The sequence below is a fragment of the Catenulispora sp. GP43 genome (assembly GCF_041260665.1).
GTDB lineage: Bacteria > Actinomycetota > Actinomycetes > Streptomycetales > Catenulisporaceae > Catenulispora.
The window spans coordinates 197,757-221,218 of record NZ_JBGCCT010000002.1 but is presented as its reverse complement, the minus strand read 5'-3'; the positions used below and the strand labels follow the sequence as shown (position 1 = coordinate 221,218).

Below are 23,462 nucleotides of genomic sequence, written 5' to 3'. Positions count from 1 at the left end.
GCGTGGATGGTGGTGTCAGTCAGGAGGATGATTTGACCACTGACCATCCGCCGTCCACTACCAGCGTCGTTCCGGTGATGTAGGAGGCGTCCGCCGAAGCCAGGAACGCCACCGCGGCGGCCACCTCTTCCGGCCGTCCGAATCGCTTGGCCACGGTCTCGGCGACGCTCGCCGCGCGGGCGTCCTGCTCGACGCGGTCCCAGGCCGCCGTCATGATCGGCCCGGGGACCACGGTGTTGACCCGGACCCGCGGTCCGTACTCCACGGCGAGCTGCCGGCCCAGCGCGCACAGCGCCCCCTTGGCCGCGGCGTATGCCGGATGACCGGGCAGGCCGATCAGCGCGTGGACCGAGGAGGTCAGGACCAGGCAGCCTTCGTGTTCGGTCAGCAGCGAGGCGAAGGCGCGCATGCCGAGCCACGAGGCCTTCAGCGTGACGGCCATCTGGCCGTCCCACTCCTCCTCGGTCAGCGCGTGCGCCGCCTTCACGACGACCGTGAACGCGTTGCTGTGCAATACATCCAGGCGGCCATACCGCTCACGTACGTGCGAAGCCAACGCCTCCCACATCGCCGCCGAGGACACGTCGCCCGGCCAGTACTCGGCCCGGCCCGCGGCGAACCCGATGTCGCGCACCACCTCGCGGGCTTCCTCGTCGGCGATGTCCACCACCACGACGGCCGCGCCCTCGGCGGCCAGCCGCCGTGCTGTCGCCGCACCGATCCCGCTCGCCGCGCCGGTGATCACCGCGACCCGACCGGCGAACCGGTGACTCCTCTGCTCGTTCACGGCTCAACGATAGGCTCTGATAATTATTTATGCAATAATCTTGACAGCTCCGAGAGCCCGCTCTTAGGGTTCGAGAGCTGCGACGACACGTCGCCGACGCGACCGGTCGCAGTGGCAAGACCGCGGGGAAACGCCCGAACGGGCGCCGGAAGACAACCCGATCGTCGCCGGCAAGCGGAAGATCACAGGTCCGTCACGGCCGGAGTACGAATCAACGCATCGGGTTGACCACATCATATTCCTGCCTATCTCGTGGAAAATCGGGCGAGGCGGATCCATGAGGCGAGGAACCTCGTCATCTCCCTGGAGTCGGACATGAACAGCTCACGCACCCGCGGCGCCGCCGCGATCCTGGGCGTCGCGGTGGTGCTGGCCGCCACAGCGTGCTCGACCGGCAAGTCCTCCACCGCCGCCGCGGCCCCCGCGCCGGCAGGCGGCCAGATCTCCCTGACCTACCTGCAGAAGCAGGGCGACCAGCAGTACTTCGTCGACGAGGCCGACGGAGCCAAGGCCAAGGCCGCCGCTCTCGGCGTCAAGCTGACCGTGGTCAACCTCGGTAACGACGCGAACCAGACGGTCAGCGACGTGCAGGCGGCGATAGCCCAGAAGAGCAGCGGCCTGATCATCGTGCCGCCGGACCCGGCGGTGGGCCCGCAGGTCATCTCCACGGCCAAGAGCGCCGGCGTGTCGATCATCAGCTCGGACGACCAGGTGTGCGCCACCGGCCCCGACCCGTCCAAGTGTGCCGCGACCGACCTGCTCCCGCGCATCGGGTTCAGCGGCCAGCAGATGGGTGCCGCGGTCGGCCAGGAGGCCGGACAGCTGTTCGCCAAGTCCGGCTGGAGCGCCGCCGACACCCGCACCATCTCGGCCTGGGAGCAGGACGTCACCGTGTGCACCGACCGCGTCAACGCGGCCAAGAGCGCCTTCGCCACCGCCGCGGGTGCGAGCGTGGCGAACATCGACGTGGCCACCGACAACACCCCGACCGGCGCCCAGGACAAGGTCGCCGCCACGGTCACCGCCAACCCCGGCGTCAAGCACTGGGTGATCTGGGGATGCAACGACGAGAACGTCCAGGGCGGTGTCACGGCCCTGCAGAACACCGGCGTGTCCCCGGACAACATCATCGGCGTGGGCTTGGGCGCCTACCTGGCCTGCAAGGACTGGAAGTCCGGCCAGCCCTCCGGCATGAAGGCCGCCCTGTTCATCAACGGCAAGGACATCGGCGCACTGGCCGTGCAGACCATGTACGACAAGCTCAAGAACGGCAAGGCGTTGCCGCAGGAGGCCTTCGCCCCCACCAAGATGGTCGACCCCACCAGCTGGCAGTCCGCCGGTCTGGTGTGCAGCTGACCCGACCATGACCAGCCCTCAGACCGTCACGACGTCCGCCGGGCTCGCCGCCGAAGCCGTCTCCAAGCGCTTCGGTGGCGTTCAGGCCCTGACCGACGTCTCCGTGCACTTCCCGGCCGGCCGCATCACCGCCCTGATGGGCGAGAACGGCGCCGGCAAGTCGACTCTGTTGAAGATCCTCACCGGCGACCACCGCCCCACCGCGGGCCGGGTCCTGCTCGACGGCGAGGTCCTCGATCTGGGCTCCCCGCAGGATGCCCGCCGGGCCGGGATCCGCTTGATCCCGCAGGAACCCGAGATCATCCCGCACGTCTCGGTGGCCGAGAACATCTACGCCGGATCGCTGCCGCGTCGCGGCCCCCGCGGCTTCGACCGCGCGGCCCTGCGTCGCCAGGCCGCCGCGGCGCTGGAGCGGTTCGGGTTCGCGAAAGCCCTGAATCCAGACCTGATCGGCGCACAACTCACGCCGGCGCAGCGCCAGATCGTGGAGATCATGCGGGCGCTGACCGGCCGCACGCCGCCGCGCGCGGTGGCGTTCGACGAGCCCACCTCCTCCTTGTCCGAACATGAAGTGGATGCCCTGTTCACGCTGATTCGCAGACTGCGCGACGACGGCATCGCGGTCATATACGTGTCGCACCGCATGAAGGAGGTGTTCGAGCTCGCCGACCAGATCGCCGTGCTGCGCGACGGCGAACTCGTCGACGTCCGCGACGCGGCCGCCGCCGACGAGGGCACCTTGGTGCGCCTCATGGTGGGTCGCGACCTGTCCTCGCTTTTCGTGCGGCAGAACGTCGTCACCGACCGGGTCGTCCTGGAAGTCGAGGACCTCACCACCGACGCCGTCCACGCCGTGAACCTGACAGTCCGCTCCGGCGAGGTCGTGGCCCTGGCCGGCCTCATCGGCGCCGGACGTTCCGAGCTCGCCCTGGCCCTGGCCGGCGACGCGCCGATCCGATCGGGGAAGGTCAAGCTGAACGGCCGCGTCCTGCGCCTTCGCAGGCCCCGCGACGCCATCCGGGCCGGCATCGGGCTCGCGCCGGAGGAGCGCAAGGCCCAGGCCCTGTTCGCCCAGCGGAGCATCCGCGACAACACCTCGCTGGTGAGCCTGGACCGGCTGCGGTGCGCCCGCATCGTCAAGAAGGGCCAGGAGAAAGCCCTCGTCCAGCAGTACACCGATCGGCTGCGGGTCCGGGCCCCGTCCCTGGAGACCGAAGTCAGGACCCTGTCCGGGGGCAACCAGCAGAAGGTCGTCCTGGCCCGCTGGCTCGCCCGGGGACCGGCCCTGCTGATCCTGGACGAGCCCACCCGGGGGGTCGACGTCGGCGTCAAGACGGAGATCTACCACATCATCGCCGAGTTGGCCCGCGCCGGAACAGCGATCCTTGTCATCTCCTCCGAACTACCCGAAGTGCTCGGGCTCGCCGACCGGATCCTGGTCATGCAGAACGGCCGCGTCGCCGGATCCCTGGACCGGGCCGCGACCTCCGAGGAGGCGATCCTCGCGCTGGCGATGGCCGACGATCTCGACCCCACTCCCACCACGACGGCGGGCCGCCGCACGGCGCGCCCCGGCACCGGCTCCGCGCCCGGAGGTTCATGATGACCACCACGTCCGCTCCCGGCCGCGAGGCCGAAGACCAACGGCGGAACGGCACGAAGCCGCCGGGCCGCGCCTGGGGCGTCCGCGTCCGGCTCGGCGGCCAGAGCATCGGCCTGATCGGCGCGCTGGTGCTGGTCCTGGCCCTGTTCGGCTCGCTCAACCCCGACTACCTGAGCTGGGAGAACATCCAGGTCATCGCCGAGGCCGTGACCATCTCCGGCCTGCTGGCCGTGGTGCAGACCGTCGTCATCATCTGCGGCGCCCTGGACATCTCCGTGGGCTCCCAGGCAGGTCTGGCCTCGGTCACCAGCGCCATGGTCTTCACCTCCATGGGCTCGAACGCGCTGCTGGGCATGGGCGCCGCCATCGCGCTGGGCGCCGTCATCGGCTTGTTCAACGGCGCCATCATCGTCTACGGACGGGTCAACGCGGTCATCGCGACGCTGGCCGGCCTGGCCGCCTACAAGGGCCTGGCCGAGCTGATTTCCAACGGCCGGGCGCAGGGCTACGTCCTCAACGACAGCGTCTTCATCTTCCTGGCCCGCGGCAAGATCGCCGGCCTGCCGGCCATGGTGTGGCTGCTGCTCGTGGTCGCCGCCGCGGTCCATGTGCTTCTGAAGTACACGGACATAGGCCGGAACATCTACGCCATCGGCGGCAACGACACCGCCGCCCGCCTGGCCGGCATCAACCTCAACCGGTACATCATCGCGGTCTACGCCCTGTCCGGAATGATCGCCGCGGTCGCCGGCATCCTGCTGACCGCGCGCACGGGCTCCGGGCAGCCGGTCTCCGGCAGTGAGGGCCTGGAGCTGCAGTCCATCACCGCCGCGGCGCTCGGCGGCTGTGCGCTGAAAGGCGGCAAGGGCGGCGTCGGCGGCACGCTGTTGGCCGTCGCGCTGCTCGGCGCGCTGCAGAACGGTCTGACCGTCCAGGGCATCAACGCGTTCTGGCAGAACATCGCCCAGGGCGGCCTGTTGGTCGTCGCGGTCGTGCTCCAGCAGCGGCGGTCCCGCGAGCGGGCGGTGGGGCTGCCCGCCTGATACGCGGCGCCGGCCTTCGAGGGTGGGCGGGCGGCGCGACCGGCGTCCGGGACCATGTCCCGGGCGCCGCTTCGGCCTGCCTTCACGCAGGTCAGTGGCCATCTCGACCGACTGTTAATTAATTATGAATTTATCTTGACGGCCGACACGGGACTGCGCAGAATGCTGCACCGAGGACGGCGTGCAAAGCCGTCCGGCGCCGTCGTCGGGCGGCAGCTGGGAACCGGTTCGGACGAAACCAGGACAGCGGCCAGCCCCCGTGTGATCGAGGGCCGGCCAGCGGAGTGGAGGGTCTCAATGCACGGTTCGAAATCCGGCACGTTCCGTCGGCGGCGGCGGCGCCGCGCGGGCGTGGGCGTGCTGGCTCTGGTGGCCGGCATCGCGGCCACGATGTGCGGTGTCTCGGCATCGCCGGCCGCCGCGCTCGTGCCCTCGGGAGTGTCGACGACACCGCCGATGGGGTTCAACTCGTGGTATTTCTTCGCCAACGGCGTCACCGCCGACAACCTCGCCGCCGAGGCGGACGCGATGGCGGCCCCGCAGTCCGGGCTGGGCGGCGCGAGCCTGAAGTCCCTGGGCTACACCGACGTCGGCATCGACGGCGGCTGGTGGCTGCAGTCGCAGAGCCCGAACGCCCGCGACGCCGACGGGATCGTGCCGGGGGTGCACTTCTTCACCGCACCCATCAAAGCCACCGCGACCAGCGCCCAGCCCGGTTTCAGCGCTGACGCGGCACACGACGGCGACCCGGGGACGATGTGGCACACCGCTTGGAACTCCAGCGGCCAGCCGGTCAGCCCGGTCTCGGCGTCGAACCCGCAGTCCATCACGCTTGACATGCGAGCGGCGCACACCGTGGACGCCGTGACCTACGTGCCGCGCAGCGACAGCAGTACCAACGGGATCATCACCGCCTACAACGTCTACACCAGCACCGACGGCGCCACGTACACGAAGGTGGTCTCCGGCGGGACCTGGGCGAACGACTCCACCACCAAGATCGCCAAGTTCCCGGCGACCTCCGCGCGCTACGTCAGGCTGGAGGCGACCGCCGGAGACGGCGGCTTCGCCTCCGCGGTGGAGGTGATGCCCGACGTCGTCAAGACGGCGGCGAGCTCGACGGTCGCCACGGGCGGCAGCTCGGTGACCTACGATCTCGGGGTCTCAGACGGAGTCGGGGACACAGTTCCGGTTCCGGTCGACGCAGTGTCGTACCAGAGTCAAAGCGGTGAAACGGTCACTGGTTTCGCAGTCGACGCGAGCACCGACGGTGTCACCTACCACCAGGTCGCCACCGGCGCCCCGGGGGGTACCGTCAACCTGCCCGCGCAGCTGGCCCGCTACGTCCGCCTGGTCGCCACCGGCGGAGCCTTCGGGACCGGCACCGGCTCCGGCGGCACGGTCCAGGGCGAGGCCGCCGGCACCTACCTGTCGATGAACCAGCTCACCGCACACGTCCACAGCCAGGGCCTGCGGGCCGGCATCTACACCGACACCGGTTCGACCGGCTGCGGTGGGCAGTGGGGCAGCGGCGGCCACGAGTCGGCCGACACCACGCAGTTCGCGAACTGGGGCTTCGACTACGCGAAGATCGACCACTGCGGCGGCGACGCCGGGTACCCCACCGCGCAGTCCGACTACCTCGCCTGGGGTTCGCACCTGAGCAGCGCTACCACCTCGGGCGGCGTGTCACACCCGATGTCGCTGGAGATTTGCGAGTGGGGCGCCGAGGACCCCGACGGCCCCTGGATGTGGGGCGGTGCCGCGGGCAGCACCTGGCGCACCGGCAACGACATCACCGGCAGCTACGGCGGGGACCTCACCGCCGGAATGACGAAGATCAACTGGTCGCAGGTCACGAATAACTTCGCGCTGAACGACCACCCGAGCAACGCCGGGCCCGGCCAGCACAACGACCCGGACTACCTGCTGCTCGGCACCGGCTTCGGCGGCAACCTCACCACGAACGAGAAGCAGTCCTACTTCGGCATGTGGGCCATCCAGTCCGCGCCGCTGCGGGTCGAGACCGACCTGGCGGACATCGACTCCACCACGCTCGGCATCATCGGCAACTCCGCCGTCATCGCCGTCGACCAGGACTCCGCGTCCAGCCAGGCCCAGAAGATCATCGACACCGGGACAGTCCAGGTGTGGTCGAAGAAGCTGTCCGCCTCCGGCAGCCGGGCCGTGCTGGTGCTCAACACCGGCGCGTCCAGCACGACCTACAACTTCACTTTGTCCGGCACGGACCTGATGGGCACGCCGAGCTCGGTCAAGGAGCTGTACAGCGGCACCGACGACACCTCCGCGTTCAACACTTCCGAATCGCTGTCGCTCACCCTGGCCAGCCACCAGTCCGTGCTGCTACAGATCACCGGCGCGGGCGAGCAGCGCCCGGAGACCGTCTTCGTGCGCGACTCCTCGGGCAACCTCCAGCAGAGGACGTGGAACGGCAGCAGCTGGTCGTCCTGGAGTCCGCTGTCCCTGGGCGTGGCCGGCTCGACCGGACCGGGATCCTTCCAGGGCTCGCCGGCGGTCGTCTCCTCCCCGTCGGGCACCGACGTCTTCGTCCGCGGCGGCGACAACCACGTCTGGGAGAACACTTACACCGGCGATACCGGAAGCGGCTTTCCCGGCTGGACTGGCTGGGTCAACCTCGGCGGCAGCGTGGCCACCAGCCCCACCGCCGCCAGCCTCGGCCAGGACCGCATCGACGTGTTCGCCCAGGGTACCGACGGCGCCTTGTGGCAGAACACTTACGAGCAGGTCTCCAACGGAACCGGCGGAGGCATCATTACCCCAGGGCTGGCTTGGGGTGGCTGGAAGAGCCTCGGCGGCCCGACCGGCTCCACCTTCACTGGCACCCCGTCCGCGGTCGCGTCCCTGAACCGGATCGACCTGTTCGTCCGCGGCACCGACAACGCCCTCTACCAGCGCAGCCTGGTGAACAACACCTGGACCGGCTGGACCGGCCTGGGAGGCACGCTCACCGGCGCACCCGCCGCGGCCAGTGCCGGCCCCGGCCAGGTCGATGTGTTCATCACCCAGGCCAACCAGGGTGCCGACAACGTCTACGAGAAGCAGTGGACGACGGCCGCCGGCTGGTCCGGCAGCTGGGCCAGCCTGGGGAGCCAGAACGTGACCGGCGGCGGACTCGCGGCGGCCGAAAGCGGCTCCCGCGTCAACGTCTACGCCCAAGGCACCGACAACCACCTGTGGCAGTGGTACTACACCAGAAGTGGTGGGGCGTGGCAGCAGCTTGACAGCACGCTCACGCTCGACGCCAACAGCTCGCCTGCGGCTGCTGCACCTAGCTCCTCGGATGCCCGAGCTGTCACCTGCCCACCCAAGCGGCAGGGGACAGCGTCAGGGCCCCGGTCGTGCCAGGAGCGCGCACACCCGAGGCCGCATTGTTGCTGACGTCGGCACCCCGAACCAGTCCTGAACCAAGGCGGCGCTGAACGGGCTGGACTGGCAGCCGGCGGCGAGGCGGTGGTCGGTTCGATCGAGCCGACCACCGTCGAGTGGTCATGCCAGCAGAAGCCACCGCTGGTTCTCGTTGTCCGTGCAGGTCCAGACGAACAGCTGGGCGCCGGTGCCGTCGCAGGTGTGGAGCTGGATTCCGGCGCTGTCGGCGGTGCCGTTTTCGCGACGTGGCTCCGCTTCCCGAGCCGTCCAGACAGCGGCCTGCGTAGCCGGTGATCGGGGCCGGAGCAGGTGCCGAATGGTCGTGAACCCCGGCGGGGTTCAGAATCTGCCTGCTCAGATCGTCGAGTTCCGAACGGCTCGGGTTCCTGCGTGAGCAACTGATCGCGCTGCCGTCGGCGCAGATCGTGCAGTTCCAGGTGCATCTGGACCGGACCTGCGAGCACGGCTACACCTGGGATCTGGTGGGAGCCGCGACGCGGATCTTCGGAGGCTGGCTCGGGGCGTGGGCCGGCGATCGTGACGGCGCTGTGCGGCAGGCCGCCGCTGGTGTTCGCTGTGCCCGGCGCCGGCAAGACCGTCGTCGCCGTCATACCGCGCACCGCATGACGTCCGACGTCTATATGCGCTTCGCGCGGGTGGAGCGCCGACGAGCAGCGGCACGTGGTCGTTTCGCACCGCTGGGGAACCGGTGCCACAGGTTGCGCCATCGGCGCGCTCACTGAGCGCCATCCGCCTGACCACCAGGGTATGTGAGTGGCGGGATGGGGCCAGCCTCCACGCTGCCCGGTGTCGGCCCCCTGAGGGCTAGACACCGGGCAGCGGATGTCGCCTACATGGACGAGCGGCGGTCTCCCATGCCTGCCTTGCTGGCTGCGTTACCGCCACCGGCGGCCATGCCGGACAGGACGGGCTGGTCCGGGAGCTGGCCGTCAGGTGTCATCTTGTCCACCAGCGTGGGCAGTTTCTGTGAGATGTTCCGCGCGGCCTGCTCCGGGGTCACCCCGGTCTGGTCTGCGATCTTGGCGAGCTGCTCGTTGCCCAGCGCCTGCGTGACCTGCTCGGGGGTGACGGGCTTGTTCTCGCCCTTCCCGATCCAGGACTGGAATTGTTCGGAGATGCTGCTGTTCTTGAGCTTGTTGAACATGCCGCCGATGTCGCCGCCGACGGTCTTCTTCACCTGGTTGATCGTCTTGCCGATCCCGCTCTGCTGACCCATCTCGCTCATGACGCCTCTGCTTTCTGTGAGTGCCCCTGCACGAGCCTGGGACAACACCGCACGACACGCTTGCGCAGACAGCCATCCGAGCGATGGCGCTGCGGGCCGGATCCGCCTGGTGGGCCCGCGCTGACCCGCGAACGCCCCGGCATCAATGAGCCTGCGGCCGTGCCAGATCGCCTTGCCGTCGATTCGTCCAAACGAATGAACGCCCCCGACGCCTAACGCGGTTGACCCGAAAGGCGTCGGCGTGTGTCCCCGCAGCGGTCTCGCAGCCTGCTGAGTCAGGCCCGAGAGTCGTTGCGTATCAAAGGGAATGCCGCCCCATCGCTCTCGACCGGTGCAACGCCGGCTCAGCGGGTTCGACCGTCCAGTATCGGCAGAAAACGAATCACCGCCCCGCGAAGTGGCTGCCATTTGGTGCGCAAACCAGGACGGAATGGGACCGTTCGTTTTGGATGAAGACCGGCCGAGGGCTGGTCCCATACGCAAGGAGGCAGCAAATGCCGGCTACATTCGTGCTCCGAAAACGCGCGGGCAAGTTCAGCTTCGACATGGTCGCGGGAAACGGGGCGGCAATCGCCAAATCCGTCGCCTACAGCAGCAAGCGCGCCGCGATGAACGGGATCACGCTGATCCAGACTGCGGTCAAGGCAATCGAGGACAAGACTGAGAAACCGACCACGTCCGCCAGCAGGACGGTCGCGACCACGACCACCGGCAAGCGCACTGCGACCAAGGCGCCGGCCAAACGCGCAGGCAGGACGACAACCGCCAAGAGGGCCACCGTCAAGCCGGCCAAGTCGAAGAGCACGGTCAAGCGTGCAACGAGCAAGACCGTAGCCAAGAACGGGAAGGCTCCGGCCAAGCAGACGACGCTCAAGCGGACCGGGGTCAAGCCGCGTGTCGCGATATCCAGTACACGGCCGCGCGCCACCGCGAAGACGGTCGGCTCCACCGTGAAGCGCACCACGACCGCTGCGAAACGGACGATGGCACGATCGCGCTGATGACGGCCTCGGGTTGCGGAAGACATGACTCGAGGGCCTCGAACCCGACCAGGTCCGAGGCCCTCGAGTCGAGGCCAATCGCGGCTTCTCCCACGCCTTCGGGTGGTGCCCGATGTACGGGTGAGGGCGGCGGCCAACTCTGCCCCGGCCGTCGGGGTCGCAGCGGCTGCGATCGAGCGCCGCAGGGCTGGCCGATGCTCTCGCCTGCGGGTCGGCCCGGACGCTGCAGACTGCTGTACCCGGGTGAGGAATCCGGAGACCGGCATCTTATGGCCCGTGGGCGGGGCGGTCGACGCACTCGTGCACCAGCTAACGGCGCGTACCGGTGGCCGGGGCCAACGGCATGGGCCCACCACAGCGCCCAGACAGGCCGTGTCGTTCACAGGTGCCGTGGCCGACGGCGTGGACGGAGATGCAGTGGCGGACCGCGAGCCGAGCGGTGGACCATGTCGTGGCGAGGGACACGGCGGCCGCGACGACGGCCACCGGGAGGAGCGCTCTGTTCGGCGACACACTCGCTGCTTTCCACGGGGTCGTGGATGCCTGAACGTCCTCGGTCAGGGGGCGGGATGGGCTTGGACGCCTCGGCCGCCTGAGGAGGGTTGGGCGCTGCTGTCCCGTTCGGCTTTGACGTGGCCGCAGTCCGCCTGCGAGACGGCTTCCAGGGCCGCGCGGACGCGGTTTGCGGCAGTGATCGAAGGTGGTCGGGATCCTGTCGCCAGCCGGCCTTCGGAAAAAATCAGGGTCCTGGTATCGACGGCCAGTTCTTGTTGGAACTCGCGGGCGGACGGGCGGCGGCCGAGCCGTGCGGACAGGTCCGCGAACACGGCTGCGCCCTCGGCGGTCCAGTCCCGACGGGACGGAGCTTTGACGGTTGTGTGGTCGGTGGTCGCCTCCGGCCCCAGGTTGACCAGGCGGGCCAGGCCGCCCAGCACGAGCGCGGCCAGCAGCAGAAGATCCATCTCTTTTCGCGTCGAGATCAAACCCCGCCACCCGCGCGCTTCGCACGAAGGAGTGGCATTGCGTCAGGACTATTGCAGTGCGCTGACCTGCGCAGGTTACTGATAGTAGCCGAACCGGTGGGCCGCCCACCTCCCGGGGGAGCGGCAGCCGGCACGGCCTGGTCCTACCCGGTGGTCCAGCCCCCAGGCGCATCGGGCGCCCTGGTGGAGGAACGGTCCGCCGCTCGGTGCCACCGGGAACCCGCCTGGTGCGGGTGGATCCGTGCTGCGTCCCCCCGTCATACGACGGTTCGTATGCTGCCGCCCCGCCTTTGTGTGGTGTGCCGGTCCTGACCGGGGTTCGGCTGCCGATCTCACCCGCGCCTACGCGGGAACGATCAACCATGAAAAGGAGCTTCCGATGCCAATCTCCCCTGACAGCGGTACAACCGCCGGCGGCACCGCGGTCACCATCACGGGAACCAACCTGACGGGGGCTACCGCGGTACGCTTCGGTACCGCTGCGGCCACTGACGTCACCAACGTTTCTCCTACCGAGATCACCGCCGTCTCACCCGCGGGAGCGGGCGCGGTCAACGTGACCGTCACGACCCCGGGAGGCGAGAGCAACCCGGCGCCGTTCTTCTACATCGGCGCGCCCACGGTCACCGCGGTGAGCCCGGCTTCAGGGCCGTTCGGCGGCGGCAACACCGTCACCATCACCGGCATCAATCTAGCCACCGCGAGTGCGGTGATGTTCGCAGCCAACCCGGGCACGATCACCGGCGTCACCGATAGCACCCTCACTGCCACCGTGCCGCGAGCGAGCAGTACCGGCACTGTGTCGATCGTCGTGGTCACCGGTGGCGGCAGCGCTGACGGCATCAGCTACGCCTACCTCGCCAACCCCGTCATGACTGCCCTCGTTCCCGCTTCAGGGCCGGCTTCGGGCGGCAACACCGTCACCATCACCGGCACTGACCTCGCATCGACCGAACAGGTGGTCTTCGGTCCCAACGCCGTGCATGCCGGCGGTCAGAACGCCGCGTTCACCGTCATCTCCGACACCGAGATCGCAGCGATCGCGCCCGCGGAAGCGGTGGGGCCCGCCGACGTCATCGTCGCATCGCCCGGTGGCTCGTTCTCTTTACAAGGTGGCTACACCTACGAAAGCGGCCCCAGCATCTGACATCCCTTTCGGGAAGACCCGCAGAAGCCCCCGGTTCCAAGCCCAGGTTCGTGGGGCGACTCCGCCGATCGGACGGTGACCCGTGCCACCGACGTGGATCCTCTCACGGCGCCGTTCACCCGTGCTGGAACAGCCAACCATCCAAGGGAGTATGTGTCATGTTCACCAATACGAGATCGTTGTCCCTGCCTAGCCGGGGACTCCGGATCCCTGCCCTGCTTTCGGCCGCCGACCCCGTCCTGCCGGTGGGCGGCAACCCGCTAGGAGTGGTGCTGTCTCCCGACGGGACACGCGCCTACGTGGCCTGTAGTTCGTCGAACACGCTCGTCGTGATCGACACCGCGACCGAGGGTGTCCTCGCGACCATTCCCACCGGTGCGGGGCCGGCGTTCTTGGCGATCGCGCACGACGGGGCCCACCTCTACGCGGCCGTGTCCGGCGACGGCCTGCTCAGCGTGATCGACACCGCGACGAACACCGTCACGGCAAGCGTCGCGGTGGGAGGGTCGCCGATCGGCGTGACCGTAACCCCGGACGGCGCCCACGTCTATGTGGCGAACAACGGCTCCGACACGGTCAGTGTGATCGACACCGCCACCACCACCGTCATCTCGACCATCCCGGTCGGAGGGTCGCCGATCGGCGTGACCGTCACCCCGGACGGCACCCACGTCTACGTGGGCAACAGCGACGGCAACACCATCAGCGTGATCGACACCGCCACCAACACCATCACCGCCACCATCCCCGGGGCCGGCGGTCCCGCGGTCGTGGCGATCACCCCCGACGGCACCCGCGGCTACGCCAGCAACCTCAGCGGCAACACCATCAGCGTGATCGACACCGCCACCAACACCATCACCGCCAGTATCCCAGTCGGTATAGAGCCGCGTTTCGTGACCACCAGCCAGAACGGCGCCCACGTCTACGTGGCGAACAACGGCTCCAACACCGCCAGCGTGATCGACACCGCCACCAACACACTCACCGGAAACCTCAGCACCGGGCAAGGCCCCACCGGCGTCGCCGTCGCCCCCGACGACTCCACCCTCTACGTGACCAACACCGATGCGGGCACGCTCAGCATCATCCCGCTGACCCTGATCCCCCAAGCGGGAAGCACCGCGGGCGGCGCCACCGCGACCATCAACGGCCACAACCTCGCAAACGCCAGCGCCGTACGCTTCGGTGCCGCAGCTGCCACAATCCTCACCAACACCGCGACCTCGATCACCGTCGTCATCCCCGCCGGAGCCGGGGCCGTCCCCGTGACGGTCACCACCCCCGGCGGCACCGGATTCCTGGGCGACTTCATCTACTTCCCACCCCCGCAGATCAACGACGTGAACCCCGCCGAAGGCCCCTCCATCCTGGGCAACACCGCCGTCATCAGCGGCTTCAACCTGGCCGGTGCGATCGCCGTGTCCTTCGGCCCCAACCCCGCCACCATCCAGTCCGCCACGGACACCCAGCTCACCCTCGCCCTGGCCCCCACACGAAACCCCGGCACCGTCCCAGTCACCGTCACCACCCCGGGCGGAACCGCCGCCGGCCTCTTCTACACCTACTGGCCCGAACCGACCGTCACCAACGTCACCCCCAACACCGGGTCGACCAAAGGCGGTACCCCCGTAACTCTCACGGGCACCGACCTCGCCACCACGCAACAAGTCACCTTCCAGAACGTCTCGGCCGACTTCTGCGTCATCTCCGACACCCAGGTCACCACCGTCGCGCCGCAACAATCCCCGGGCCAGAACATCACCGTCTCGGTCACCACCGCCGGCGGCAGCAACTCCTGGAACGCTTTCACCTACCAGCAGCCCCCTGCTCTCTGATTACGATGACGGTCCGATACTCCCGAAGCCAAGGCCAGACACGAAGTAGGCCGATCCGATACACCAGCCGGTCGAACGACAACAGCGGCCTACTGACAGACGGGTCAAGTTGGGAATGCACCGACAGGCTCAGCGCCCAGGAAAGGCCCAGGCCCCCTGGGCGGATCTTCAGGAACCGGCACAAGTCGCCCGCTGCTGCCAGCCGGGTGTTCGGCGCCGCGCCGACCATCGCCGACGCCAGGAAGTAGCCGTTGAGGTCCAAGTCGTACTCCATCGACGGCGAGATTAAGAACGGCATCTCCTCCAGCCAGCTGTCCACGAAGTCCAGCGCCGTCCCTCTCAACAAGCTCCGGCAGCACACTCGACAGCGCGGGGATTCCCCGCTTCGTGACTTCGATGCGCCAGCGATTACCATCCATGACGCATCAACAGCAAGATCACGGCAAAGGTCACTGACCGGACGTACATAACCGTCGGCGATGAGCTGGGCCTCGTCGCCGTCTTTGAGGGTGAGGGTGATGAGGATCAAAGGTCTGCGGAGGTCGGCGGTGGCGGCGTGATCGGGGTCGAACAGGGACCTGCGCCGGGGTCTGGCGCGCAGCAGCCGGAACGCTGCCTCAATGTCAAGGACGGTGTCCCCGATCACGGCCAGCTGTTGCTCGTGCCGGGGAACAGGCCGCTGGTCTTTCGTCTGCTTGTTCGCTGTCGGGGTCGGTTTCGCCTTCCGGTGCTGCTTCTTCTTGCTCATCGGGGTTGTGCTGCCGTCATCAGTGGCCACCGCGTCGGGCGACGGCGGTGACGTGGGTCTGACTTGCGCGGGGAGTCGTTCACGGGCTGTGTGCTCCTCGAAGAACCTTGCGCGGCGGCGGACACCGCCGCGCCGGGTGGATCATCGTCTCGGCCCTCCGGCGGCCGGAGGGCCGAGAGCCGCAACACGACCCGGTTGGGGTTCGCGCTGCTGTCGAAGTTGGGGTGCCGTTAACGGCAGCGCCCGTGGCGGAAACGCCGACGGGCCCATGCCCTTCCCCCGGCGCGCGGGTCGGCCCGCGTCCGGGACTAACCGGCCACCGCTCTCGCCCGCTATCGCCATCGGTCGCCGGGTCACGGCGTCGGCACTCTTCGTTACCGTGGTCAGAGGCCCTGGATGCCGGAAGTGGCTGCCGGGGCCGATTTTGCGGTCCCGATCGTTTCAGCCAGTTTTTGGTATTAGCGCCGTTCTCGCCATTTCCGCCGGATAGTCTGCCGATCCGGTGCGCGGGCAGCCTGTGAGTCTGCGTGGGAAGGCAAAGGGGAGAATTATAGCCAATGAGCTGAAGTGCGGGGATGCGGTCAGCCTTCAGAACGGCTACTCGAACTGGACGGGCGGCTTCCTGGATGTCACCGGGGGCGGGCCGTCCGGTGCCGCCTACGCGGCCGAGACGGCCCCGACCGCCGCGCGCGACGGCCTCAGCGGCACCTGGAAGATCGCCTCGGCGAGCGGCAAGGCCGCCGGAGCAACGGTGGTCTCCGGAGACCTCGTCTTCTTGGTGAACCAGTACGGCGCCACGACCTACCTCGACGTGAACGGAGGCCCGGGCGCGGGCTCCAGCGCCGAGAAATACGGCGTCTCCACGGCGGCGGTCCAGAACCGCGAGGGCGCCAGCGGCGAGTGGTTCCTGTTCGCCGAGACCTCCTCGCCCCAAGACGGCGCCATCCGCGCCGGGGACGTGGTGCACATCCTGAGCAATTACAGCCAGGCCAACGGGGGCTGGCTGGACATCAGCGGCGGCGCGCCGGCAGGCGGGCTCGGGCTGCACAGCGTCTTCACCAGCTACTACTCCGACCGCGACAGCGGTTCCGGAGACTGGCGCTTCGCCCAGGCGTAGCCCGCCACCGCACGCGACCAGCGCTCCGCTGCCCGCCCGAGGCAGCGGAGCGCCCGCAAGCACGCCGCCACCCTGTAAGCGCGCAGAGGAGCGGGAGCGTGACGGTCCCCCGGTTGCTGGAGGCTCAAGATCATGCCCTGATTGATCTCATGATATGAGCCCCACGATGGCTGCCATGCAGTACGGCTCGATATCAGAACTGACAGGTCAGAGCGCTTTCACAAAGCGACGATATGTTGCATCCGACGCAATAAAGGCCGTTGCATCTCGACGAAGTCTTCAGCGTCCGCAGGGTTGAGCTGGGACAGTCCGAGCGTTCTTGCCGACTTTTCAGTTGATCGTTATCGTCGACGTGCCCAGCATAGTGGACAAATGGGTCGTATCTCTTGCCCTCCGCCCAGGTTGGGGCAGTCCCAACGCCAGACCGACCCCCGCGGTCCCGGTGCCTACTCCGTCCCCTGTCGCAGTCCCGTCGGGGGCGATTTCCCTGGTGCGGGGCGCGCGAGTGGCCGACGGCATCGAGGTCGGGTACCCGCACACGATCGTCGGCGCGGTGAGCGCGGCGTCGGAGTACCTCGACGCGGCGGCCTCCACGCTCGATCCGGACTACGCCGCGTCGGTGATGCGCATCGCCGGTGACCCGGGCAACACGGCCCTGCCGTCGAGCCTTGCTACGAGCATCGTCAAGCTGCGATCCGACCTGCAGCTGCGCTCCGACGGACCACTGGCCCCGCAGGTGACGTTCCAGACCACAGCGCAGATGTACCAGCTGCGGAACGTCGCGGCGGATGACGCCCTGGTCCTGCTGCTGACTGACAGTACGTTCATCAACGCGCACGGCGGGACGGCGCAGACCACCGGCGTGTTTCCGGTGCAGATGCGATGGGTCGCAGGGGACTGGAAGGTCGGTGCTATCGGTCGTACTGGCCAGGACTACGCCGTGCTGGCCGCCACTCCTGATACTCAGGCTGCTGTGAAGCAGGGCTGGCTCGCCCTCATCGCGGCTCCCGGTGGCACGTCGTGATAGCCGGGCGAGTGGTCTTCGAGCCACCTGGGTCAGGCTCCGGATGAGCTTGACCCGGTTTCCCGGACTGTTGCGGTGCGCTTTCACCTGACGGTGAGCGCGTGTGCTTGTTCGAACTGTATGGGGCTGAGCATTCCGATCGTGGAGTGTCGGCGGTGCGGGTTGTACCAGGCCTCGATGTACTCGAAGATCGCGTTCGCCAGCTCCTGCCGGGTGGTCCAGTGCTGCCGGTCCAGAAGTTCCAGCTGCGGGGTGCCGAAGAACGATTCGACCATCGAGTTGTCGAAGCAGTCCGGGTGTGGGCGGCTGTGGAGAGTTTCGGGCCCGTGGTGGTCACCAGACAAAGGGGACCAGTCTGTAGGGGGTGGTCGCCGCGTAGGCGCGGTAGGCATCGCCCAGTTCGCGGCGCAGCACCTCTTCTTCGACCTCGATCCCGGCGGTGAGGGAGAGCATGACTGTCATGGCGACGACGCCGAGCGACAGCCAGTTCGACATCAGCGTCACTACGCCTATCGAGGCCAGAGCGATGCCGGCGTAGCTGGGATGCCTGACGAGCCGGTACGGGCCAGAGGCGATGACTGGCTGGTCGCTGCTGGTCATCAGCTCGAAGGTGAAGTAGTCGCCCAGTGTCCGGAAGCACCACAGGCGCAAGGTGCCGCCGCAGCTCAGGGCTGCCAAGCCGATTAGAGCGATCAGCCCCGGCGGACTGATGGCGGCGTCCGGCGTGGTCCATGACAGGACGGCCCCGATGGCGATGCCGGCCAGCGGGGCAAAAGCGAAGACCCTGCTGCAGTGGTCCTGGGCTTTGGTCGCTGCCGGGCGGGTCCGTCGGCTCTGCCGGAACTCCACCGCCAGCCAGATGACTGAGACTGCGAGGAGAGCGGCGACAGCTGGCGACAGTTGAGGTGGCACGGTGCCACGCTAGGCAGCGTAAGACGTGTAAGGCTGTTCATACGGTCGCCGGCGTGCCGAAGTTCGTCTCATCGGGTGTCGCCAGGCCGCTGTCGCTACTGGACTCGGCGGCGGTTGGAGGGGGTGATCGACCAGTCGGGAACGTCGGGCTGCCTGCCCGACGCGGATTCGGTCATGCTGACGCGCGTCGGCGCGGTCCTCCCGGCGCTGGCCCTCGAGCCCAACGCCCTCGGACGCCGACCACACCACCCTTGCGGCAACGTCCGCGACGCCGACAAGGGCGGCTGCCCGTGCCGACGCTCGGCGATTGCCTCCTCGGTGCTGCCGACAAGTGAAGAGATCGAATCGACGGCTGCATGAGGGCCGGGTAGGGCGGCAGTGAATCAAGAGAAGCGACCGTGCCGCGGCCGTCTCGCCGGCAACTCCCAAAAGTTCCTGACCAGTGCAAACGCCGAGGCGCCTCGTGGCATGCGGAAGCGGCAGTCTGATGGCGTCGATGCAGGTCAAGGCATGTTTCAGTGGCAGATGTGGAAGTCTTCCTCAGAATCCGGCTTGTCAGCCGACTCGCCGCAATGACTTGCATCGATGTGGTGATCTTCACGTGGCGAGCTCTCCTGGCTCGGCGGTCGCAGACGAGCGTCCTCGGGTACGTTTGATCCACTGGCAGGCCGGGGGCGGAAGCGAGTGAGTTGGGATGACCGAAACAAGCGAACGGGGCGCTGTCGAGGGGACCCGGCGGGCCGAACTGGCTGCGTTCCTCAAGACCCGGCGCGCGAAGATCCAGCCCGAAGATGTCGGTCTGCCCGACGGGGTTCGGCGACGGGCCCCTGGGCTGCGGCGCGAAGAGGTCGCGCAGCTCGCCGGGGTTGGGCTGTCCTGGTACACGTGGCTGGAGCAGGGCAGGGCGATCAATGCGAGCACCCAGGTCCTCGACGCGCTTGCCAAGGCGCTGCGGATGGACCTGGTCGAGCGGGAGCACCTGCACGTCCTGGCTGGTGCCGTCCCGCTGCGCGGCCAGGCTGACGACCTCGTGGTCCCTGATGCGGTCTTCGCCATCCTGCGCTCGCTCGACCCGCTGCCGGCGACGCTCGCGACCAGCCGCCTGGACACGCTCGGCACCAACGACGCCTTCCACGCGCTCTTCGCCGGCTGGCACGACCTGGGCTGCCTGCACCACAACGGCCTGTGGTGCACCATCACCGAGCCGAACGCCCGCCAATGGCTGCCGGATTACGACGACGACATCGCCTACCTCGTGGCGCGACTGCGCTGCAACTACGCCCGCCACATCGGCGATCCGGAGTGGGAGGCGAACATTGCTCGCCTGTCGGCCACCTCGCCGGAGTTCGCCGAGGTCTGGGCGCGGCAGGAGGTCGCCGAGCCCCGACTGCGACCGCGGCGGGTGCTTCATCCCGACCTCGGGCTGATGAACTTCACGGTGACGCAGCTCGACGTCGCTTTCTGCCCGGAGGTCGGCATCAACGTCTACACCCCGAGCGACGCCGAGACGTGGGCGCTGCTGGCGCGGACCAGACAGGGCTGATGTGGAACCGGCGGTGATCACCCGAGCGTTGACCGTCTGATTCATGCTCATCATCGGTACCGCAGTTTGTTCACAAGGGGATGGTTATGACTGACCTGACAGTGCTGGTTGACCGGGCCGCGCTCATCGAGCTCGTCGACAGCATCTTCGACACCGTCGATGCCAAGGACTGGGATGGTGCCGAAGCCCTGTTCACCGACAAGGTCGACGTCGACTTCACCAGCCTCGCCGGCGGTGAGCCCGCGGAGATCACCAATGTCCAGCTGGTCGACGGCTGGCGCGTGGGCCTGCACGCGAAGAAGGCCAGCTTCCACACTGTCTCCCACTACCGCGTCGTCGTGACTGGCGACGAGGCATTGGTCAAGGTCAAGGGTTACGCCTACAACCTCCTGGACGCCTCGCTCGGCGGCGGAATGTGGGAGGTCTGGGGCCGCTACGAGATCCCGGCGCGTCGCACGGCCGAGGGCTGGAAGGCGACCGGGCTCACCTTCGTCGCGCTGCACACGCGTGGCGACGACGCCGTGCGAACTCACGTGCTCGAGGCGTAGCGGAGAACTTGCCGTTGTACCTCCGAGTATGCCGAAGTCGGGCATGGCGTGAGCGTAGGTCTCGGAGACCTCTTGCACGGTGTCGGCGCGTACTATCCAGACTTCTGCCGCCGGCAGGCCCATCCGGCGGCAGAAGTCTTACCTCGCGAGACCCCGTCGCCCGCTATGCGGGTGAGCCGGTCAGTACCACCCGGTGCAGTGGATGTCGCCGTTGCCGGCGTCCGCGCAGGCCCGCACCAGGACTCCGTGGTCGTCGAACTCGGTGGTGTGGGCGTCCGTGCCGCTGGTGATGGTGGCCAGGCCCAGCCTTCCCTGCCAGGTCGAGCCGCCATCGGTGCTTCGGTCCACCCACACTGATGTGCCTGCTTTCCCGAAGACCCGGCCCCAGGCGCACTGGATGCCCGGGCTGTAGCGCAGTTCGACAGTCGCCGAGCCGGCGGTGGCGGTGCGGACGGTCACGGCGTCGGTGTTGCCGCTGGGGTCGCCGTTGTCGCACGAGTCGGCTCGGGCGGGAGCCGCGGTGGCGATTGACGGGGCTGCCGGGCTCGCCATCGTCGGGACTGCCGCCGACGCCGGGCCGGCGAGCACCGCGAGCGCGGCGCAGGAGACGGCGGCCAGAGTGCCGGTGTAAGCAAGGGTCTTGGTTTTCATTTCGGACTCCCTATCTGGATCGTTGGCGGGGGATCGTTGGCTTGGGATCGTTGTCCCGAGAACGTTGGCTCGGGTCTCGGTCAGCAGTTCGGGATGGCCACACCGTTCACGTCATTGGCCACGTCGTTGCCCTCGTCCTTGAGGAAGTAGGCCGGGACGTACTGGTTCCGCGTCGGGTTGCCGCTGTCGAGGTCCGTCTTGAGCCAGTAGTGGTTGTGCTGCGCCGGGTTGCCCGCCGGGTAGTCCGGCCCCCAGACGCGGCAGTAGACGTAGTTCAGGCCCTGGTTGAGGGTTCCGGTCTGGGTGCCGCCCGGGGCGTCGAAGCCCGGTGCCTTGGCGAATGTCTGGACGTTCACCGTGCCGGGTCCGGGTCCGGGTCCGGGGCCTGGACCGCCGTCGATGTGCTTGTAGCGGTAGGCCGTGTAGTGCGAGGCGGGCCAGCCGGCGAGGTTCGCGTCGTTGATGCCGCCGACGGTGTGGCTCGGCGGGGCCACGCCCGAGGCGCCGCCGCCGAAGGTGAAGTAGGAGAAGTGGACGTGGTCGGGCTGCCACTGGTCGAACAGGATGGCGTGGCCGTCGGCGGTGTCGTCGAGCTCGTCTCCGGGCTGCAGGTCCGACGTGGCGATCTGGTCGACCAGGCCGCTGGCCACGATGCCGTCGGTGTTCGGGTTGGACGCCAGGTGCCAGGCCATGTCGACGAAGCCCTGGCAGTCGGTGCGGTACTGGGCGGTGTGCCCGACATCCCAGATATAGGTGGTCTGGCTGTAGGCCGGGGCCCGGTTCAGCCAGTCGTTCGCCCTCGCGATCACCTCGCTGCGGCTGATGGCGCCGCCGATGTCCGAGGCGTGGGCCGGCCCGGCGGTCCAGAGCAGCGCGAGCGGCGCGAGCCCGAACGAGGCGAGCGCCGTGATCCCGGCGGCCCGGCGGCGCCCGGGCGGCCGGGCGACCGCCGGCTGAATGAATGCTCTGCGCGACATGGTGGCACTCCCTGACTGGTCAGCGGCTCCGATCTGTCGGAGCCCTCTGCCAGGGGTATCGGCGCCGGTTCCACCGATCGGCTGCCGATGCGCCACCGGTCGGCTGTCAGTCCGGTACCGGAGGGCATTCGGGCAGCCCAGAGCGGGTGTGATCGGCACCGATGCTCAGATAGGGGGCCGGGACGAAGCCCCAGCCGAACCGGTATTCCCGCCCCGGGGCCTGTTCGTCGCCGATCGTGTAGTAGTAGATCTTGTTGCCGACGACGTCCGGGGCACCGACCGTCCAGCACAGGAACCAGCTCGGATCGTTGACAGCGCCGGTGCGCAGACGGGAGACGACCGGGGAGCCGGCGGCGGTCGACGGGGCCAGATACAGCGGTGCGCGGTCGACGTTCTGGCACAGCGCGGCCTTGTCCCACTTCTGGAGGAAGACGCCGTTGCGCTCGTCGCTGTTCGCCGTGTCTTTGAGGACGCACGTGGTGGTCGGGGCGTGGAAAGGTTCGGCGGCGACGCTGAACTGAGTATTCGCGGTGGTGGGCCGGGCGATGAGCCACCATGCTCCGGCCGTCACGCCAAGGGCGAGCATGCTGAGCGGAGCCAGGATCCGGATTCGGCGCCGTGATCGGTGGGGCGCGTCTGGTTCCGTCGCTGACGGCTGGGATGGTTCCGGTTCTGGTGCCGGCTGCGGTGTCAGGCTGGCTGTCGGCGCTGGCGTCGAAGGCACCACTGGCTGGAAGTCGAGCGACGGATCACAGTTGAGGATCGCACGCTCCAGCTCGCGCATAGCCGGGCCCGGATCCATCCCCAATTCCTCGGCACGCAGCCGACGGCCCTCCCGGCAGACCGCTAGGGCCTCACTGACCCGGCCCGACCGGTAGAGCGCCACCATCAGCCAGGCCCGGAGCACTTCGTCCACGGGCGACTCGTTGACGATCGTGTAGAGGTCGGGGACGAGGTCGGTGTGCCGTCCGCGGACCAGTTCGACCTCGATCCGCTCCTTGCGCACCCGAGCCCGTTGTTGCTCCAGGGCGAACGCCTCAGCGCTGGCCAGCGGGGAGGCCACGCCTCCCAGCGCCGGTCCGGTCCAGGCACCCAACGCCTCACCGAAGGCGATCGCGGCCTGCTCCAGGTCTCCGGCCCGCTGCGCCCGGCGGCCACGGTCGGCGGACTCCTCGAACGTCACGAGGTCGAGCGGGGCGTCCGCACGGTGCACCAGGTAGCCCGGCGACACGGTGACGATGCCGGGAGCCGGGTCGCCGCCGACGGCCGCGAGGATCTTCCGCAGCGCCGCGATCTGCGTCTGGACCAGGGCCGGAGCAGTGGGTGGCGGCTGCTCGCCCCAGACCGCGTCGATCAGGTGATCGGTCGAGACGACTTTTCCTTGCCGCAACAGCAGGGCGGCGAGGATTGTCCGGGCTTTGGTTCCGCCCAGGCGGACGTACTCGCCGTCGTTGACGATGCCGACGGGACCGAGGACTCTGAATTCCACATATGGAAGCGTAGTAGCTTAATTCGCAGAATATTGGCATA

21 protein-coding genes are annotated in these 23,462 nt (G+C 68.4%); 12 read left to right on the top strand and 9 right to left on the bottom strand.

What is annotated here, in order from left to right:
• Window positions 1–19: 19 nt before the first annotated feature.
• On the bottom strand, window positions 20–787 hold the full coding sequence (locus ABH926_RS04630; RefSeq protein WP_370364074.1) for an SDR family NAD(P)-dependent oxidoreductase: 768 nt from the start codon (window positions 785–787) through the stop codon (window positions 20–22).
• Window positions 788–1,102: 315 nt separating this feature from the next.
• On the opposite strand from ABH926_RS04630, the gene ABH926_RS04625 reads away from it, so the two are divergent.
• The 4 genes from ABH926_RS04625 to ABH926_RS04610 all read left to right on the top strand — a co-directional run bounded on the left by ABH926_RS04625 (window position 1,103) and on the right by ABH926_RS04610 (window position 8,209).
• Complete coding sequence (locus tag ABH926_RS04625) at window positions 1,103–2,143, top strand: substrate-binding domain-containing protein (RefSeq protein ID WP_370364073.1); 1,041 nt, start codon at window positions 1,103–1,105, stop codon at window positions 2,141–2,143.
• A gap of 7 nt (window positions 2,144–2,150) precedes the next feature.
• Window positions 2,151–3,746, top strand: a complete 1,596-nt coding sequence (locus ABH926_RS04620) for a sugar ABC transporter ATP-binding protein (RefSeq protein WP_370364072.1) — start codon at window positions 2,151–2,153, stop codon at window positions 3,744–3,746.
• Window positions 3,746–4,789, top strand: a complete 1,044-nt coding sequence (locus tag ABH926_RS04615) for an ABC transporter permease (RefSeq protein ID WP_370364559.1) — start codon at window positions 3,746–3,748, stop codon at window positions 4,787–4,789. Before ABH926_RS04620 ends, ABH926_RS04615 begins: the two co-directional genes overlap by 1 nt.
• 297 nt (window positions 4,790–5,086) lie before the next feature.
• Window positions 5,087–8,209 (top strand): discoidin domain-containing protein, encoded by a 3,123-nt coding sequence (locus ABH926_RS04610; RefSeq protein ID WP_370364071.1) that lies wholly within the window; start codon window positions 5,087–5,089, stop codon window positions 8,207–8,209.
• An 838-nt stretch (window positions 8,210–9,047) separates the two neighbouring features.
• On the opposite strand, the gene ABH926_RS04605 is transcribed toward ABH926_RS04610, so the two are convergent.
• On the bottom strand, window positions 9,048–9,851 hold the full coding sequence (locus ABH926_RS04605) for a YidB family protein (RefSeq protein WP_370364070.1): 804 nt from the start codon (window positions 9,849–9,851) through the stop codon (window positions 9,048–9,050).
• 86 nt (window positions 9,852–9,937) lie between these two features.
• Between ABH926_RS04605 and ABH926_RS04600 the strand changes: the two genes are divergently transcribed.
• Window positions 9,938–10,444: a YegP family protein gene (locus ABH926_RS04600; RefSeq protein ID WP_370364069.1), complete on the top strand. Its 507-nt coding sequence runs from the start codon at window positions 9,938–9,940 to the stop codon at window positions 10,442–10,444.
• A 557-nt stretch (window positions 10,445–11,001) separates the two neighbouring features.
• Here the strand turns inward: ABH926_RS04600 and ABH926_RS04595 are convergent.
• Entirely contained in the window at window positions 11,002–11,406 is a 405-nt protein-coding gene (locus ABH926_RS04595; protein WP_370364068.1) for a hypothetical protein, read from the bottom strand.
• 262 nt (window positions 11,407–11,668) lie between these two features.
• Here ABH926_RS04595 and ABH926_RS04590 point away from each other — a divergent pair, with 262 nt between their 5' ends.
• Both ABH926_RS04590 and ABH926_RS04585 read left to right on the top strand, forming a co-directional pair.
• Complete coding sequence (locus tag ABH926_RS04590) at window positions 11,669–12,574, top strand: IPT/TIG domain-containing protein (protein WP_370364067.1); 906 nt, start codon at window positions 11,669–11,671, stop codon at window positions 12,572–12,574.
• A 269-nt stretch (window positions 12,575–12,843) separates the two neighbouring features.
• The gene (locus ABH926_RS04585) at window positions 12,844–14,412 is read left to right on the top strand and encodes an IPT/TIG domain-containing protein (RefSeq protein ID WP_370364066.1); all 1,569 of its coding nucleotides are present in this window, start codon (window positions 12,844–12,846) and stop codon (window positions 14,410–14,412) included.
• Here the strand turns inward: ABH926_RS04585 and ABH926_RS04580 are convergent.
• Window positions 14,384–15,160, bottom strand: coding sequence for a hypothetical protein (locus ABH926_RS04580; RefSeq protein WP_370364065.1), 777 nt, complete (start codon window positions 15,158–15,160; stop codon window positions 14,384–14,386). The two genes, ABH926_RS04585 and ABH926_RS04580, sit on opposite strands and share 29 nt — an antisense overlap.
• A 517-nt stretch (window positions 15,161–15,677) precedes the next feature.
• Between ABH926_RS04580 and ABH926_RS04575 the strand changes: the two genes are divergently transcribed.
• Together ABH926_RS04575 and ABH926_RS04570 are read left to right on the top strand one after the other, a co-directional pair.
• Window positions 15,678–16,277 (top strand): hypothetical protein, encoded by a 600-nt coding sequence (locus tag ABH926_RS04575; RefSeq protein WP_370364064.1) that lies wholly within the window; start codon window positions 15,678–15,680, stop codon window positions 16,275–16,277.
• Window positions 16,278–16,767: 490 nt separating this feature from the next.
• Entirely contained in the window at window positions 16,768–17,301 is a 534-nt protein-coding gene (locus ABH926_RS04570) for a hypothetical protein (protein WP_370364063.1), read from the top strand.
• Between the two features lie 83 nt (window positions 17,302–17,384).
• Here the strand turns inward: ABH926_RS04570 and ABH926_RS04565 are convergent, their stop codons facing one another.
• Both ABH926_RS04565 and ABH926_RS04560 read right to left on the bottom strand, forming a co-directional pair.
• On the bottom strand, window positions 17,385–17,693 hold the full coding sequence (locus tag ABH926_RS04565; RefSeq protein ID WP_370364062.1) for an IS3 family transposase: 309 nt from the start codon (window positions 17,691–17,693) through the stop codon (window positions 17,385–17,387).
• On the bottom strand, window positions 17,635–18,150 hold the full coding sequence (locus tag ABH926_RS04560; protein ID WP_370364061.1) for an isoprenylcysteine carboxylmethyltransferase family protein: 516 nt from the start codon (window positions 18,148–18,150) through the stop codon (window positions 17,635–17,637). Before ABH926_RS04560 ends, ABH926_RS04565 begins: the two co-directional genes overlap by 59 nt.
• 186 nt (window positions 18,151–18,336) lie before the next feature.
• On the opposite strand from ABH926_RS04560, the gene ABH926_RS04555 reads away from it, so the two are divergent.
• The 3 genes from ABH926_RS04555 (at window position 18,337) to ABH926_RS04545 (ending at window position 20,304) form a co-directional block, all read left to right on the top strand.
• The gene (locus tag ABH926_RS04555) at window positions 18,337–18,573 is read left to right on the top strand and encodes a hypothetical protein (protein ID WP_370364060.1); all 237 of its coding nucleotides are present in this window, start codon (window positions 18,337–18,339) and stop codon (window positions 18,571–18,573) included.
• A gap of 334 nt (window positions 18,574–18,907) precedes the next feature.
• Window positions 18,908–19,756, top strand: coding sequence for a helix-turn-helix transcriptional regulator (locus tag ABH926_RS04550; protein WP_370364058.1), 849 nt, complete (start codon window positions 18,908–18,910; stop codon window positions 19,754–19,756).
• An 86-nt stretch (window positions 19,757–19,842) separates the two neighbouring features.
• Window positions 19,843–20,304, top strand: a complete 462-nt coding sequence (locus ABH926_RS04545; RefSeq protein WP_370364056.1) for a nuclear transport factor 2 family protein — start codon at window positions 19,843–19,845, stop codon at window positions 20,302–20,304.
• 180 nt (window positions 20,305–20,484) lie between these two features.
• On the opposite strand, the gene ABH926_RS04540 is transcribed toward ABH926_RS04545, so the two are convergent.
• The 3 genes from ABH926_RS04540 to ABH926_RS04530 all read right to left on the bottom strand — a co-directional run bounded on the left by ABH926_RS04540 (window position 20,485) and on the right by ABH926_RS04530 (window position 23,421).
• Window positions 20,485–20,955, bottom strand: coding sequence for a DUF2690 domain-containing protein (locus ABH926_RS04540; protein ID WP_370364055.1), 471 nt, complete (start codon window positions 20,953–20,955; stop codon window positions 20,485–20,487).
• An 80-nt stretch (window positions 20,956–21,035) separates the two neighbouring features.
• Entirely contained in the window at window positions 21,036–21,932 is an 897-nt protein-coding gene (locus tag ABH926_RS04535; RefSeq protein ID WP_370364054.1) for a hypothetical protein, read from the bottom strand.
• Window positions 21,933–22,038: 106 nt separating this feature from the next.
• Window positions 22,039–23,421: a BTAD domain-containing putative transcriptional regulator gene (locus ABH926_RS04530; protein ID WP_370364052.1), complete on the bottom strand. Its 1,383-nt coding sequence runs from the start codon at window positions 23,419–23,421 to the stop codon at window positions 22,039–22,041.
• Between the last annotated feature and the right edge of the window lie 41 nt (window positions 23,422–23,462).

What these genes read in the sequence shown, in the direction of transcription:
- ABH926_RS04615 (WP_370364559.1), top strand. Translation starts at nt 3,746, where the DNA reads ATGACCACCACGTCCGCTCCCGGCCGCGAGGCCGAAGACCAACGGCGG.
- ABH926_RS04545 (WP_370364056.1), top strand. Translation starts at nt 19,843, where the DNA reads ATGACTGACCTGACAGTGCTGGTTGACCGGGCCGCGCTCATCGAGCTC.
- ABH926_RS04605 (WP_370364070.1), bottom strand. Translation starts at nt 9,851, where the DNA reads ATGGCAGCCACTTCGCGGGGCGGTGATTCGTTTTCTGCCGATACTGGA.
- ABH926_RS04565 (WP_370364062.1), bottom strand. Translation starts at nt 17,693, where the DNA reads ATGCCTACCGCGCCTACGCGGCGACCACCCCCTACAGACTGGTCCCCT.
- ABH926_RS04625 (WP_370364073.1), top strand. Translation starts at nt 1,103, where the DNA reads ATGAACAGCTCACGCACCCGCGGCGCCGCCGCGATCCTGGGCGTCGCG.
- ABH926_RS04610 (WP_370364071.1), top strand. Translation starts at nt 5,087, where the DNA reads ATGCACGGTTCGAAATCCGGCACGTTCCGTCGGCGGCGGCGGCGCCGC.
- ABH926_RS04595 (WP_370364068.1), bottom strand. Translation starts at nt 11,406, where the DNA reads ATGGATCTTCTGCTGCTGGCCGCGCTCGTGCTGGGCGGCCTGGCCCGC.
- ABH926_RS04600 (WP_370364069.1), top strand. Translation starts at nt 9,938, where the DNA reads ATGCCGGCTACATTCGTGCTCCGAAAACGCGCGGGCAAGTTCAGCTTC.
- ABH926_RS04550 (WP_370364058.1), top strand. Translation starts at nt 18,908, where the DNA reads ATGACCGAAACAAGCGAACGGGGCGCTGTCGAGGGGACCCGGCGGGCC.
- ABH926_RS04620 (WP_370364072.1), top strand. Translation starts at nt 2,151, where the DNA reads ATGACCAGCCCTCAGACCGTCACGACGTCCGCCGGGCTCGCCGCCGAA.
- ABH926_RS04580 (WP_370364065.1), bottom strand. Translation starts at nt 15,160, where the DNA reads ATGAGCAAGAAGAAGCAGCACCGGAAGGCGAAACCGACCCCGACAGCG.
- ABH926_RS04540 (WP_370364055.1), bottom strand. Translation starts at nt 20,955, where the DNA reads ATGAAAACCAAGACCCTTGCTTACACCGGCACTCTGGCCGCCGTCTCC.
- ABH926_RS04535 (WP_370364054.1), bottom strand. Translation starts at nt 21,932, where the DNA reads ATGTCGCGCAGAGCATTCATTCAGCCGGCGGTCGCCCGGCCGCCCGGG.